This window comes from Synechococcus sp. H55.7, assembly GCF_047462395.1.
In the GTDB taxonomy this organism is placed as follows: Bacteria; Cyanobacteriota; Cyanobacteriia; order Thermostichales; family Thermostichaceae; genus Thermostichus.
The window spans coordinates 124012-138194 of record NZ_JANSJD010000004.1 but is presented as its reverse complement, the minus strand read 5'-3'; the positions used below and the strand labels follow the sequence as shown (position 1 = coordinate 138194).

General features: G+C 59.1%; 15 protein-coding genes and 1 riboswitch. Of the genes, 10 read left to right on the top strand and 5 right to left on the bottom strand.

Annotated features, from left to right (window positions below; genetic code table 11):
- Positions 1-5 precede the first annotated feature (5 nt).
- Positions 6-1076, top strand: a complete 1071-nt coding sequence (locus tag NW851_RS03210) for a macro domain-containing protein (protein WP_414337015.1) — start codon at positions 6-8, stop codon at positions 1074-1076.
- 249 nt (positions 1077-1325) lie between these two features.
- On the opposite strand, the gene ndk is transcribed toward NW851_RS03210, so the two are convergent.
- The 3 genes from ndk to NW851_RS03195 all read right to left on the bottom strand — a co-directional run bounded on the left by ndk (position 1326) and on the right by NW851_RS03195 (position 3094).
- Complete coding sequence (gene ndk / locus NW851_RS03205; RefSeq protein ID WP_414335826.1) at positions 1326-1775, bottom strand: nucleoside-diphosphate kinase; 450 nt, start codon at positions 1773-1775, stop codon at positions 1326-1328.
- Positions 1776-1849: 74 nt separating this feature from the next.
- Positions 1850-2509 carry a HupE/UreJ family protein gene (locus NW851_RS03200; RefSeq protein ID WP_414335824.1) on the bottom strand — a complete coding sequence of 220 codons (660 nt, stop codon included), beginning with the start codon at positions 2507-2509 and terminating at the stop codon, positions 1850-1852.
- 72 nt (positions 2510-2581) lie between these two features.
- The gene (locus NW851_RS03195) at positions 2582-3094 is read right to left on the bottom strand and encodes a hypothetical protein (RefSeq protein WP_414335822.1); all 513 of its coding nucleotides are present in this window, start codon (positions 3092-3094) and stop codon (positions 2582-2584) included.
- A gap of 62 nt (positions 3095-3156) precedes the next feature.
- Here NW851_RS03195 and NW851_RS03190 point away from each other — a divergent pair, with 62 nt between their 5' ends.
- From NW851_RS03190 to NW851_RS03155, 8 genes are all read left to right on the top strand, one after another.
- Positions 3157-3510 (top strand): MGMT family protein, encoded by a 354-nt coding sequence (locus tag NW851_RS03190; RefSeq protein ID WP_414335821.1) that lies wholly within the window; start codon positions 3157-3159, stop codon positions 3508-3510.
- Between the two features lie 107 nt (positions 3511-3617).
- Positions 3618-5672 carry a bifunctional metallophosphatase/5'-nucleotidase gene (locus NW851_RS03185; protein ID WP_414337012.1) on the top strand — a complete coding sequence of 685 codons (2055 nt, stop codon included), beginning with the start codon at positions 3618-3620 and terminating at the stop codon, positions 5670-5672.
- A gap of 232 nt (positions 5673-5904) precedes the next feature.
- Entirely contained in the window at positions 5905-6462 is a 558-nt protein-coding gene (locus tag NW851_RS03180) for a hypothetical protein (protein ID WP_414335817.1), read from the top strand.
- A gap of 50 nt (positions 6463-6512) precedes the next feature.
- Positions 6513-6977 carry a GUN4 domain-containing protein gene (locus NW851_RS03175; RefSeq protein ID WP_414335816.1) on the top strand — a complete coding sequence of 155 codons (465 nt, stop codon included), beginning with the start codon at positions 6513-6515 and terminating at the stop codon, positions 6975-6977.
- A gap of 47 nt (positions 6978-7024) precedes the next feature.
- Positions 7025-7765, top strand: coding sequence for a DUF1995 family protein (locus NW851_RS03170; protein ID WP_414335814.1), 741 nt, complete (start codon positions 7025-7027; stop codon positions 7763-7765).
- Between the two features lie 651 nt (positions 7766-8416).
- Positions 8417-9622 (top strand): RNA-guided endonuclease InsQ/TnpB family protein, encoded by a 1206-nt coding sequence (locus NW851_RS03165; protein ID WP_414337039.1) that lies wholly within the window; start codon positions 8417-8419, stop codon positions 9620-9622.
- Positions 9623-9643: 21 nt separating this feature from the next.
- Positions 9644-9745: riboswitch (TPP riboswitch) on the top strand.
- 5 nt (positions 9746-9750) lie between these two features.
- Positions 9751-11118 carry a phosphomethylpyrimidine synthase ThiC gene (gene thiC / locus NW851_RS03160; RefSeq protein WP_414337009.1) on the top strand — a complete coding sequence of 456 codons (1368 nt, stop codon included), beginning with the start codon at positions 9751-9753 and terminating at the stop codon, positions 11116-11118.
- 148 nt (positions 11119-11266) lie between these two features.
- The gene (locus tag NW851_RS03155; protein WP_414335082.1) at positions 11267-11653 is read left to right on the top strand and encodes a VOC family protein; all 387 of its coding nucleotides are present in this window, start codon (positions 11267-11269) and stop codon (positions 11651-11653) included.
- Between the two features lie 136 nt (positions 11654-11789).
- On the opposite strand, the gene psbM is transcribed toward NW851_RS03155, so the two are convergent.
- On the bottom strand, positions 11790-11897 hold the full coding sequence (gene psbM / locus NW851_RS03150; protein WP_414335083.1) for a photosystem II reaction center protein PsbM: 108 nt from the start codon (positions 11895-11897) through the stop codon (positions 11790-11792).
- Between the two features lie 78 nt (positions 11898-11975).
- The gene (locus NW851_RS03145) at positions 11976-12272 is read right to left on the bottom strand and encodes a 2Fe-2S iron-sulfur cluster-binding protein (RefSeq protein ID WP_414335084.1); all 297 of its coding nucleotides are present in this window, start codon (positions 12270-12272) and stop codon (positions 11976-11978) included.
- 361 nt (positions 12273-12633) lie between these two features.
- Here NW851_RS03145 and psbB point away from each other — a divergent pair, with 361 nt between their 5' ends.
- Complete coding sequence (psbB, locus tag NW851_RS03140) at positions 12634-14166, top strand: photosystem II chlorophyll-binding protein CP47 (RefSeq protein ID WP_414335085.1); 1533 nt, start codon at positions 12634-12636, stop codon at positions 14164-14166.
- Positions 14167-14183 lie beyond the last annotated feature (17 nt).

The window sequence follows — 14183 nt, the reverse complement described above, 5'->3', positions numbered from 1 at the left end:
AGGCCATGAACCTCGAGTACTGTGTCGGGGATATCCTGAAAGCGGATGCGGAAGCGCTGGTCAATTCCGTTAACTGCGTTGGCGCCATGGGCCGTGGCATTGCGCTGCAGTTCAAAAAAGCCTGGCCTGAGAACTTCAAGGCCTACGCAGCAGCTTGCCGACGGGGGGAGGTTCGGCCGGGCAAACTATTGGTTTTCGAGACAGGAAAGCTGACCAATCCGCGCTACATTATCAATTTTCCCACCAAGCGCCACTGGCGAGGGAAGTCGAGGATTGAGGACATTGAGGCTGGGCTGCAGTCCCTTGTCCAAGAGATCAGGCGCCTTGACCTACATTCGGTTGCTTTGCCACCCCTAGGCTGTGGCCTCGGTGGTCTCAGTTGGCCAGATGTTCGCTCCCGCATCGAGCGGGCACTGGCAACGCTCACGGATGTCCGCATTCTTGTCTATGAGCCGACTGAAGTTCAGCTTTTGCCGAAGAGCATGCGCCGTGGGCAGGTTTCCACCTTGACCCCGGGAAGAGCGGTGCTGGTGGGCCTCATGGAGCGTTACATCAACGGTCTACTGGTTCCCTTCGTTTCCCTGCTCGAGCTGCACAAGCTGATGTACTTCCTGCAGGAGGCCGGGGAGCCGCTGCGCCTGCGGTTCACGAAGGGCGTCTATGGCCCCTATGCTGAGAACCTGCGGCATGTTCTCAAGGAAATCGAAGGGCACTACATCTCCGGGTACGGATCGGGGGGTGACCAACCGGACAAGAAGCTAGAGCTTGTGCCTGGCGCCGTTGAGGAGGCCTACAGCTACCTCGCCAGTCAGCCGGAGACGAGAGAACGTTTCGAGCGTGTTAGCGACCTCGTGGAGGGTTTTGAGTCGCCATATGGTTTAGAACTGCTCGCCACTGCCCATTGGATCATAACTCGCGACCACCCCAGCACGGCGGAGGAGCTGGTGGAGGGTTTCCACGCCTGGGCGGAAAGAAAGCGACGATTCAGCAAGAAACAAATCCTGCTCGCCACTCAAGTTTTGGTAGAGAAGGGATGGGTCAGGGCCTTTCCGACGCAGCAGTTCGCAACCAGCTAAAGCAGGTTCGAGATATGGTCATTCCAGGCTAGATCGAGACAGCTCCCAAGCGCTCCGCGCCGCTACCCCCAGCCCCTCTCCCAGAGAGAGAGGGGAGTTGTGGATGAACTTGAAGAACTGTTTCATCGCTATTTGATAATTTGATTCCTGCCCCGGATCGCTGTACAGTTTTCCTCTCTAGCCTCTGTTCAAAGGGAGAAGAGAACTAGGGATCGACGCGACGAGCCATTTTGCTGCCACCGGCCATGCCTACTCGTAAATCCAGCTTTGGGTGGCGGGCGTCCAGCTTACCAGCTCGGATTCCTGGAACCAAAGGGCGATCTCCCGTTGGGCGGTCTCGGGGCCATCGGAGCCATGGACGAGGTTGCGGCCAATATCAATGCCAAAATCGCCGCGGATGGTGCCCGGCTCGGCGTCCAAAGGGTTGGTCTTGCCGATGAGCTTGCGAGCGGCAGCAATCACCCCTTTGCCCTGCCAGACCATGGCCACCACCGGCCCTGAGGTGATGAACTTCACCAAACCGGGGAAGAAGGGGCGCTCCTTGTGTTCAGCGTAGTGGGCTTCCGCCAGCTCTTGGCTTACCTGCACCAGCTTTAGGCCCACCAATTGGTAGCCCCGGCTTTCCAGGCGCTGGATGATGGTGCCCACCAGACCCCGCTGCACGCCGTCTGGCTTAATGGCGATAAAGGTGCGCTCCATGGGATCTCCCCTTGTTGTTACTCATCTTCACCGTTATCCTTGTACCGGATTGGGGATCCCCAGTGCAAGGGTGTCTAGGAGCTCACCACCGCCAACGTTAGGAATATAGCCCCCACTATTGCAATCATCCAGCCGGCACTGCGGATTAAGCCAGGGATCCTCTCTGCCCAGGTTTCAGCCGCCCAGAGGGCAAGGAGCGCTACCCCATATTGAACGGTGCTCAACCCCAGCAGATAGCCCAGCCAGGGCATGGGTTCGGCACCGATGATCGCTTCGGCATAGGCATAGCCATGGAATAGCCCCGCCAGGGATCCCCACAGCAGCAAAAGCCAACTTGGGATCTGCCGCGATTGAACCAGCAGTAGGCCAAAGAGAACTATGGAGCAGGCAATGGCCAACTCGGTTAGCCCCAGGGGATCCCAGCCGGCCAGGTGGATCCCGGTGCCCACCAGACCGGCCAGCACAAAGCCCAGCGGGATCCCATAGCGCCAGGGCTGCCCCGCCGCAATGAGACCAATGGCCACCACAAAGGCCAGGTGATCCGGGCCGATCACCGGATGGGCCAGGCCCGACAAAAACCCCTCCCACCCTGTGGCCGGCAATCTCCCGCCCAGAGCGTGGTGGGCAAGAGCCGGCCAAGAGGCCAGCCAGGCGATCCCTGCCCCCAGGCCGATGGCCCAGCCGCGGCCCACTTGAGCAGGCAAGGCCAAAGGTCGCTGCCACTGCCAAGACATGCTTTTTGCTCCCTCACGATTGAACCTATGCGAAGGGGTCTAAGCTTGCTGTACCCATTTCTTTTCTAGTCTTCAAAGGCGCTCGCTGTACCCTTGTAGATTCTCCGGCTCAAATTGGCGCAAAATCCGCGTTGCCTCGCGCAGGCGGGTTTCGTTCTCCTCTTCCAAAATGAGCACGTACTTGCCCGCATTGAGACGGTTGCGGTAGGCCAAAGCATCGCCGGAGCCGCTGGTCAGGCCTACTCCTCCCCCCACAAAAAAGCTGCCCATGGCCCCACCCAGGGCACCCAACAGGCCGCCGATTAGGTGGTTGCCCAGGGATCCCGCCCAGGCAAAGGTATCCAGGCCGCTGAGGACGCTGAACCCCACTCCCGCCAAAAAGCCAAAGGGCACCAGCCAAATGGCCAGGCGCTGCATCTGGCGGTGGGCTGCTTGGGCCGGATCGATGAGCCCAAATTCATCCGCCGTTTTGTAGCCTCGCCCCAGCAGGTGCAATCGCTCCAGAGGGAAGCCGGCTTGTTCCAGAGCGCTATAGGCCGCCTCGGCAGCCATGCGATCCGGCAGTACCGCAATGAGATAACTCATAGGAAGAGCTGCGCTTGTTATCAGCCAACTCCATTGTCTCCTGAGTTTGGGTAGGGATCCCTATGACACCGGCTTGCCCCACCGAGGCCCAATCCATCAGCCTCTACCAGCGCTTCTATGAAGTTGTGCGGCGGATCCCGCCGGGGCGAGTGGCCACCTATGGGCAGGTGGCGCGGCTTGCCGGCTATCCGGGGTATGCTCGCCAGGTGGGCTATGCCCTGTTTCGCCTGCAAGGCCAAAAAACCGACATCCCCTGGCAGCGGGTGATCAACGCCCAAGGGCGCATCTCCTACTCCCCTTTTCGCCTCGGCTACGACGACCTGCAAAAAGTCTTACTCCAAGCCGAAGGGATCCCCTTCGACGCCGAGGGCCGGGTGGACTTGCACCAGTTTGGCTGGGATCCGCGGCAAGCTTAACCTGAGCTTGACCCAATCTTAAACAAGCCATAGCGAAACCTCCCGCCCAGCCCTGGTAACGTGAACGCGGATGCGTCTTGTCTCGTGGATGGAGTGAAGGAACTGTCATGAAATCAGCTTGTCGCGCTCGAGGGTTAGCCCCTGCCGAGGGAGGGTTTCCGGCTTGGCTGAACCCTCTGGCCAAGTCCCTGTGGGTTGGGCTGTGCTGTTTGGTGCTGGGCCTGGCAAGCGCCTGCGGTACCAGCAGTAGCTCAGTTCCTCCAGCCGGCGGAGGAGCGGGGTTTATCGCCTCGGATCCCAATGTCACCCTCTCCAGTCAACCGCCCGCCTTTACGCTGCAGATTTTGCACGCCAGCGACTTGGAAGCTTCCATTGCCGCCGTTCAGGATGCCCCCCGCTTCTCGGCGGTGATCAACGCGCTGCGCCCCCAATTTCCCAACACCGTGATCCTCTCCAGTGGCGACAACTACATTCCCAGCCCCTTCTACAACGCCAGCACGGATCCTTCCCTGCGAGGTCGGTATGACCGCACGCCTGGCAAAGCCGACATTGAAATCATCAACGCCATCGGTTTTGAGGCGTCTGCCTTTGGCAACCATGAATTTGACCAAGGCACGCGCCAAATTCGCGACCTGATCCGACCCGACAGCAGCCGCGGCTACGCGGGCGCCCGCTTTCCCTACTTGAGCGCCAACCTCAGCTTCAGCGGCACCGGCGAACTGGCCAGCTCTGACTTTGCTGCCGATGGCCAAGAGGCCAGCTCCATCCGCGGCAAGATCGTCAAGACGGCGGTGATCACGGTGGGAGGACAGCGGATTGGCTTGGTGGGTGCCACCACCACCCGCTTGGCCGCCATTTCCAGTCCCGGCCCTGAGGTGAGGGTGGAAGGCAGGGTGGACGACACCGACCAGGTGAACGCTGCCCTCATCCAGAATTTCGTCAACCAGCTCACCGGCCAGGGCATTAACAAGATCATCCTCCTGGCCCACCTGCAGCAGCTCCAAAACGAGGTAACCCTGGCCAGCCAACTGCGGGATGTCGATGTCATCATCGCCGGCGGCTCCCACCGTGTTATTGCCAAGCCCACCGACCGCCTCCGCCCTGAAGATGTGCGCACGGGCGATTACCCCATCCTGCGCACCTCAGCCAGTGGCCAGCCGGTGGCAGTGGTCAACACCGGCGCCAACTACCGCTACGTGGGCCGCTTGGTGGCCGGCTTCGACGCCAATGGGGTGATTGCCCGCATCGATCCGGTAAGCGGCGCCTATGCCACCGACGACCAAGGGGTGGCAGCCGTGCGCGGCACTCCCAACCCCGACGTGGTGCGGGTGGCCAACGAGATCGGCAACATCATCCGCACCAAGGATGGCCGCACCTTTGGCTCTACTACGCAATTCCTCAACGGCCTGCGGGCCGAGGTGCGCACCGAGGAAACCAACCTGGGCAACCTCACGGCTGATGCCAACTTGGCCTACGCCAAAACTGTCGATGCCACCACGGTTATCTCCCTGAAAAACGGGGGTGGCATTCGCGCTCCCATTGGGGCTACCACCGGCGGCGGCGGCGGCGAGCCGGTGCGGCGGATCCCTCCGCTGGCCAACCCCGATGCCGGCAAGCAGTCAGGCCAAGTTTCGCAACTGGATATCGAAACTGCCTTGGCCTTTAACAACGGCCTGTCGCTGGTGACCGTCACCGCCGAGGAGCTGAAACAATTGATAGAACACGGGGTGGCGCAAAGCCAGCCAGGGGCCACGCCGGGCCGCTTCCCGCAGATTGGCGGCTTTGCCTTCAGCTTTGATCCGTCGCGACCACCGGGATCCCGCGTGATCTCTTTGCGGGTGGACACACCCACGGGCCGGGATGTGGTGGTGCGCAACGGCCAGTTGCAAGGGGATCCCCGCCGTACCTTCCGCCTGGTGACGCTGGACTTCCTGGCCAACGGTGGGGATGACTATCCCTTCCCGCGCCTGTCTAACCCCAACCGGGTGAACTTGGCCCCCAGCTCCGGCATCACTTTTGACACCCCCGGCAGCGAGCAGGATGCGCTGGCTCGCTACTTGCGGCAGATCGGCGTGTTCACCCAGGAGGATACCCCGGCTGCGCAAGATACCCGCATCCAGAACCTCTCGGTGCGCCAGGATACGGTGCTGCAAGGCCTCTAGTCTGGGCTGTTGCCGAGCCCGCCGCCCCTCTCCTTGCTGGGGGAGGGGTTGGCGTTTGTCGGGAGCAAGACCTTGGACTTTTGGGAAGGGATGTTGCCAAGTGGATCAGAAAGGATCGCTGGTAATTTAGGGATCCCTTTTGGGTTGTCCGGAAAACTTGATCCCTGAGACCGTTGTTTTTTGGTCAGTGTTGACGGATTTTGGTCAAGGATTGGAACTACGCTACTATCGAGTGAAATCGACTTTCCCTCCCTTCGCCATTATGACCCTGGAAACGTTTTTCACCCAGCTCAACGCCAACGGCTTGACGATTGCCATCCTGCTCTTTGCGGCTCCTTGGCTGGTTTGGGTTCTCTGCCACTGGATCCCGGGGCAGTGGGAAGAGCCTTTTTTGCTCAGCTTGAACATCGGCTTGGCAGCGGTGAGCCTTGTCCTCTGGGCCGGTTACTTGGCCTATGCCACCAACACGGCTGGCTGGCAGGCGGTGGTGAAGCAGGCGGATATGTTCTTGTTGCTGGTGCCTCCCTACTATTTCCTTAGCTCCATCTGGGTGGCACGGCAGCGCATGCCGCTCTCACGGGTGCCGGCTTTCCGCACCTTGCAAGGGATCGGCCTCTTAGCGGCAGTCTATCTCATTTTTTCTTGGCTCAGCCGCCGGGTCTATGTTGTCTTTTTTTCCTACATGCCCTTCTCAGCCTTCTTGTGGATCCTGGCGGGGTTGCTAGGGGTGGCCTATCTTGGCTATCGCATCGTCTTTGGGGATCCGCCCAAGTATCCTCCTGAACCCTGAGTGGGCCGCCAACAGGGACTAGAATTCGAAAGAAACCTTTTGCAACGGCAATGGTGACAGTCCCTCTGATTTCAGCCCTGGACATTGACTATCGGCCTCTCCAGGAGTTGCTGGCGGCGGGAGCCTGGCTGGAAGCGGATCGGCTGAGCCTGCAATTGCTGTGCCGGGCAGCGGGAGAGGGAGCGGCGCGGCGGGGCTGGCTGTACTTTTCCGAAGTGAGCCGGATCCCGGCAGAGGATCTGCGCACCATCGATCGCCTGTGGCGGGTGGCCTCCGGGGATCGCTTCGGCTACTCGGTGCAGCGGCAGCTCTGGCTGGGGGTGAATCGCAACTGGGAGCGCCTCTGGCCGCTGATTGGCTGGAAACAAGGCTACCACTGGACCCGCTACCCCGACGAGTTCACCTGGGATCTGTCTGCCCCCAAAGGTCACCTGCCCCTTTCCAACCAACTGCGGGGGGTGCGGGTTCTGGAAGAACTGCTCACCCACAGGGCTTGGGAAGACTTGTCCGGCTGAGCGTCTGTTGCAATCTTGTTATCTGATGGATCTGATGGGATGAGACTGTGGCTGAACAACTGCAACTGACTCAGTTTCCCCACCTGCCCGGCGATCTGGCCCAAGCCTGCGAGCAGGCCATCCAGGCCACACGCCTGGCTATCCAGGCGGGGTATCGCCGCCTGCTCATCGAGATCCTCGCCCCCGACATCAAGCCGGAAGTCTTAGCCCGTCCGTTCTTGGAGCTGCTGCCGCCACCGGCTTTGGTGTTGTTCAGCGATGCCGGCGGAGCAGCCCTGGCCCAGCGGGAGTGGGGATCCCTTCCCGACGGGATGCAACTGCAAAGCCTGACTGCCCGCACGCAGCCTACACCAGACCAGAGCGTCCTGTTTGTAATGCCAGCAGTCTACAGCCTGGATCAGGTGGAGCGGGTCTGCCAGGTGGTGAGCGGCGGCGATCCTTCTGGGCTGGCTGCCAAAGGCCGGGATCCCAAGCCCGTCGTTCTCCTCAACCCACAACTTCAGGATGCCGCCGCAGTGGGGGTGGGGCTGGCTGGGCGCCGGCTGCGGCAACGCTTCCTGAGCACCTTTGAGACCAGTTACTACCTGCGCTCGCTGCTGGAAGGAGCCCTGTTTCGCGCCTACCCGGATCCCTGGAGCCTGTGGCAGCAGGAAGAGCCCGGCCTCTACAGCGTCCTCCAGACCTTTAGGGCTCGACCCAGCGGCGAAGAAGTGGCCGAGCTGTTTAGGGCCACCAGGAGAGGGGATCCCTGGTGGAGCTGGCGGCGCTGGCTGGGCGGGATCCCCTGATCGACCCGCAGCTTCAAGAAAGGGAGAGTATCAAGACAACGTTTTATTGTTGGCCGCCTTCCCGGCTGCCGAACTACTATCGGAGCGGATGAAATACACAGAACCATCTCCGATCCAGAAACTCTGCGGAGATGCTTTGTCTAGCCTTTTTATCGAGTGGGCGTTGACCGATGCTATCGCCTATGAGTTAGGAATCCAATTTGAAGGCGAAGACTCTTTTGTTGTCAATCAAGAGAGACTTAGAGATAGAGTTGCCCACCAAATCTACGTTCACGACAACTGATTTTCCTACATTAAATCCGTAGAGGACGATCTCCTAAGCAAGATTGTCGGTTGTGTGGATCCCACAGTTGGACGAACAAAGCATCTTTTCGGATCCTTTTTTCAGAAAGTCTTGGGTCAAGGCACGGTGGCTATTGAAGAGGGGGAAGCTCGTTTGAGAGAGAGACAAGCAACTTCTTGACGAGTTCCTCTCTCTCTAGGAGAGGGGTTGGGGCTAAGGGTGGCGGCAAGAAGCGACCGGAAACCGCCTTAAACTATTCTGAAACGACCCCAAAGCTCCTGCCTTGCTTCAGCTAGAAACCGCAGGAGCCCCGCCCTGTACCCGTAGGGTCAGGGGCGGGAGCAATGCGGACGACGGATAATCGTGACATGGCCCAAGTCCTGACTATCTCCTGCAAGCTCAAGGTGTCTGCTTCGCAAGCCGTGAAGCTAGAGGCAACCTTGTCGGCTTTTGCACAAGCACTCCTCGCGCCAGCGGGCCGTAGGCCTTACTGGGTCAACCAAAACACACCAGAGAAGGTGGTCAACCCAGTCAAGCTTCAATCGCTCTGCTACCGCGCAATTCGTACCCGCTTTGGGCTCTCCAGCAATTTGGCACAACAGGTGTGCAGAAGGCTGGCCGCTGCCCGCAAGGTTGCCCGGCAAAAGAATCGTCCGGTCAAAGCCTTCAAGGGGGGTTTTGTTACCTACGATGCCCGCATCTTTTCTTTTCGGGAAAAAGACTGGACGGTGTCGCTGACCACCGTTGAGGGACGCGAACGCTTTGAGCTGAATATAGGTAACTACCAGTGCGGCATGCTTGCGGGTTCTCATCCCAAAGCGGCCACGTTGGTCAAACGCCAAGACGGTTCTTACTACATCCAGATTTGCGTGGAGCACGACCCACCGGAGCCACAAGACACCACCGAGGCGATTGGTGTGGACTTGGGTAGGAGAGATATTGCCCATACTTCTGAGGGGGACAACTGGAATGGACAGCAGCTGAATAAGGTGAGGGATCACTACTCCCGGTTGAGGGCGGCTCTGCAACGCAAGGCCAGTAAGGGCACACGCAGCACTCGGCGTCGATGCCGGGAGCTGTTGCAACGGCTGTCTGGTCGGGAGAGACGCTTTCAAGCTTGGGTGAACCATCGCATCTCCAAGTCCATTGTTGCTAGGGCACTGGCCACCCACAGTTTTATTGCCTTGGAGGACTTGACTGGAATTAGAGAGCGTACCAACCAACAGCGGCGCAGCAAGACGGAGCGGCGGCGGTCAAACAGTTGGGCGTTCTACCAGTTGCGGCAGTTTGTGCAGTACAAGGCTGCCAGAGCAGGGATCCAGGTTGTGGTGGTGCCGCCTGCCTACAGCTCGCAGACCTGCCACCGGTGTTTGTGGATTGGGCAACGGGAAGGGAAGCGTTTTCGCTGTGTGAACCCGGTCTGTGGTTGGGAAGGGGATGCGGATTTTAACGGTGCTAACGTCATTGCGCTTTTGGGGGTCGCTGTAAACCGGCCCAGAGGCCCGTGGTTGGCTTGCCAACTGCAGGGCTACGGAAAGCCCGCTCCGTACCGCTTAGCGGTCGGAGTCAGGTAGTTTACTTTCGGTGATAGAATCACAGCACGCTAGGAGTGTCTGGGGGTTTTGCCCCAGGCTGAGATTACATCCTCAGAACCTGATCTGGGTCATACCAGCGTAGGAAAGCGAGCACTGGAGTTGACACCATGCGCAGCGAATGGGTTGCCCGCCGGCGTGGGCAAGCAAATGTAACGCAAATGCACTTTGCCCGGCAGGGCGTGATTACAGAAGAGATGGACTACGTGGCTCGGCGGGAAAACCTGCCACCGGAGCTGATCCGCTCAGAGGTGGCGCGGGGCCGCATGATCATCCCTGCCAATATTCATCACACCAACCTAGAGCCGATGTGCATCGGGATCGCCTCCCGCTGCAAAGTCAATGCCAACATCGGCGCTTCCCCCACTTCCTCTGGGTTGGCCGAGGAGCTGGAAAAGCTGAAATTGGCCATCAAATACGGCGCCGATACCGTTATGGATCTGTCCACCGGCGGCGGTGACTTGGACGAAATTCGCACGGCCATTATCCAAGCTTCTCCGGTGCCCATTGGCACGGTGCCGATCTACCAGGCCCTGGAAAGTGTGCATGGCCATGTCGAAAAACTCTCGGCAGAGGATATCTTGCACATCATTGAAAAGCAGGCCCAGCAGGGGGTGGACTACATGACCATCCATGCCGGGATCCTGATCCAACACTTGCCGTTGGTGCGCAACCGTCTAACCGGAATTGTCTCTCGCGGAGGCGGGATCCTGGCCCGTTGGATGTTGGCCCACCACAAGCAAAATCCGCTCTACACCCACTTCCGCGACATCATCGAGATTTTCAAGAAATACGATGTCTCTTTTAGTCTGGGAGATTCCTTGCGGCCCGGATGTCTGCACGATGCTTCTGACGAGGCCCAGATGGCGGAGTTGAAAACCCTGGGACAGTTGACCCGCCTGGCCTGGGAACACGATGTGCAGGTGATGGTGGAAGGGCCTGGGCACGTGCCGATGGATCAAATTGAGTTTAACGTGCGCAAGCAAATGGAGGAGTGCGACGAGGCTCCTTTCTACGTTTTGGGGCCGCTGGTAACCGATATTGCCGCCGGCTATGACCACATCAGCTCTGCCATTGGGGCGGCCTTGGCCGGCTGGTACGGGGCAGCGATGCTCTGCTACGTAACCCCCAAAGAACACCTGGGCTTGCCCAATGCCGAGGATGTGCGCAACGGCCTCATTGCCTACAAAATTGCCGCCCACGCTGCCGATATTGCCCGCCACCGTCCTGGGGCCAGGGATCGCGATGACGAAATGTCCAGAGCCCGCTACAACTTCGACTGGAACCGACAATTTGAGTTGTCTTTGGATCCAGAGCGGGCGCGCGAATATCACGACGAAACCTTGCCGGCAGATATCTACAAAACGGCGGAGTTTTGCTCGATGTGCGGGCCGAAGTTCTGCCCCATGCAAACCAAAATGGATGCAGAAGCCTTGAGCGAGCTAGAACGATTCCTGGCCACCCAGCCAACAGCCTAAGCGTTGGCCTGGCCTTGGCTTGACATGAGGTTGAAATTGATTGGATCCCATCTCTGCTCGCTGGGGAGTGAAGAGGGGCTCCTCCCCCAAGCTATGCTGGATTACAGGAGAACCCTTGCAGTTGGCTCCATTGAGCAGAGAGAGAACCATGGCACTTAGGCAACTCGGGCATGTCGCCATCCGGGTAGAAGACATCCCCAAGGCAGTGGAGTTCTACCAAAAGCTGGGCATGGTCAACGTCTGGCAGGATCCCGACTGGGCCTACATGAAAGCAGGGGACGATGGGCTGGCGCTATTGGGGCCGGGCTACCGCGCAGCAGGGCCGCACTTTGGCTTTGTCTTCGATAACCTGGAGGAGCTCCAGCAAGAGCACCAGCGCCTGAAATCCCAAGGCATTCGGGTAGGAGAAATCCACAGCCATCGGGATGGCACTGCCTCTTTCTACGGTAAGGATCCCTACGGCAACCTGTTTGAATTTTTGTATGAGCCTGCAGGAACATTTGACCAAGCTAGGGCGGCTCAGGCAACAGGTTGACCGGGCCGGTTGAGGCCGTTAACCTGCGTACCTTTGGTTCGTCCGGCTTGCAAGAGCAAAGGGATCCTCCCTGTCGAGAGGATCCCCTTTTTGTCTGGCCTTGGGCACGCCATTTGCCCGATTTGAGCCAGTAGGGTCAACCGCCAGATCTGCTAGAGGTTTGCACGTACAAAATCACCAGGAAGATGGCAGGCACCAAAACGACCAAGAGAGTGGCCAAGATGCCCAGGTAATTCGTCTCCATAGCTCCAACCGCCACAAGCCTAACTGGCAGTCAGCATACCACTCTTTAGGTACGGCTTGCCCAAAGAGAAAATGGGCGTTAGGGCTTCGTTTTGACGGCAATATCCCCCAGCACTTTGGTCTGGCAGGCGAGGCGGTAGCTATCCGGTTTGCGCTTGAGCTTGCGGTTTTCTGCCTCGGTGCGAGGGGAGAGGTTCTCGGATCCCTCGACGATCTCCACCACGCAGGTGCCACATTGACCGTTGCCGCCGCAGTTGAGCAGCTTGGCCATCATCTTGTAGAGGTCGATCTGATTCTCCAGCGCCTTCAAGCGCAGGTTAGCGCCTTCCGCGACGACGACCTCTCGATTCTCGTTGACAAAGCGAATCGTTGCCATATCCTTGCCAGAAACCACGACACTTTCAGACTGAGCCAGGGAAGTACCGGCGTTTGCTAAGTATTGTTACATTTTAAGTCATATTTTTAATCTCCGGCGAGAGATCTGGGAAGATGATGCCAAATAAGACGGCATCCTGGCTGAAGCCGCTCAGGTCGGTAGCGTTTCGTTATACTGTTTGATGCCCGTGATAAAAATTCTGAGAGCGATATCCCCCTTGGGTGCGCTCGTTGGCTCAAGCGGGTGCGGCACTCCTCGACCCTGAAGAAACTGCTCAGGTCAGGATCCCAGGTGAAGATGTCGGCTTAATGGTTTGACTGGATATTGCGTAAGTGTTGGAGAACGTGGAGGACCGAGCTTTATGGGACTACCGTGGTATCGGGTCCATACGGTTGTACTGAATGACCCAGGTCGCCTGATTGCGGTGCATCTGATGCATACCGCTCTGGTAGCAGGTTGGGCCGGATCGATGGCGCTTTACGAGACGGCCATTTTTGATCCATCGGATCCTGTCCTGAATCCGATGTGGCGTCAGGGCATGTTTGTCATGCCATTCATGGTTCGCCTGGGGGTGGTCAACTCCTGGGGCGGCTGGAATATCTACGGCGAGAGCGTGGCCAATACGGGCTTTTGGACGTTTGAAGGGGTAGCCACTGCCCATATTGTTTTGTCCGGATTGCTCTTCTTGGCTGCCTGCTGGCATTGGGTTTACTGGGATCTGGAGCTGTTCCGGGATCCCCGTACCGGCGAGCCGGCCTTGGACTTGCCGAAAATGTTTGGGATCCACCTGCTCTTGGCGGGGATCCTCTGCTTTGGGTTTGGCGCGTTTCACCTGACGGGGGTGTTTGGCCCAGGGATGTGGGTGAGCGATCCCTATGCGACGACAGGGCACGTCCAGCCAGTAGCACCCGAATGGGGGCCAGCCGGGTTTAACCCCTACAACGCTGGGGGTGTGGTGGCCCACCACATTGCTGCTGGCATTGTCGGCATTATTGCCGGCTTGTTTCACCTGACGGTACGCCCACCCCAGCGCCTCTATCGCGCTCTGCGGATGGGGAACATCGAGACGGTGCTGTCCAGCTCAATTGCCGCGGTGTTTTTTGCTGGTTTTGTGGTGGCCGGGACGATGTGGTATGGCAGTGCCACGACTCCTGTGGAGCTGTTTGGCCCCACCCGCTACCAGTGGGACTCCGGCTATTTCAACCAGGAGATTAACCGGCGGGTGAATGCGGCTATGGAAGCCGGGATGACCCGCAGTGAGGCCTACGATTCTCTGCCCAAGTCGCTGCTCTTCTACGATTACGTGGGTAACAGCCCGGCCAAGGGGGGCCTGTTCCGGGCCGGTCCCATGAACAAGGGAGACGGCATTGCCATCGAGTGGCTGGGCTACCCGGTGTTCCGGGATCGCGAAGGGCGAGAGCTGACGGTGCAGCGCATGCCCAACTTCTTCGAGACCTTCCCGGTCATCTTGCGCGATGCCGATGGCGTGGTGCGGGCGGACATTCCCTTCCGCCGGGCCGAGTCGCGCTACAGCTTTGAGCAGGTGGGCGTGACCGTGGAGTTCTACGGCGGCAAACTGGACGGCCAGGTGTTTACCGACCCGGCAACCGTTAAGAAGTATGCCCGCCAAGCCCAATTGGGTCAGCTCTTCGAGTTCGACCGAGAAACCCCCAAAGCCGACGGCACCTTCCACACCAGTCCCCGCGGTTGGTTTACCTTTGCCCATGCGGTCTTTGCGCTGCTGTTCTTCTTCGGCCACATTTGGCACGGCGCCCGCACCCTCTTCCGGGATGTGTTTGCCGGTATTGACCCGAACATGAGCGAGGAAATGGTGGAATTCGGTGTCTTCCAAAAAGTGGGGGATCCCACCACGCGCAAGGTGCAAGAAGCGTAAGGCTTTCTCGCGGGATG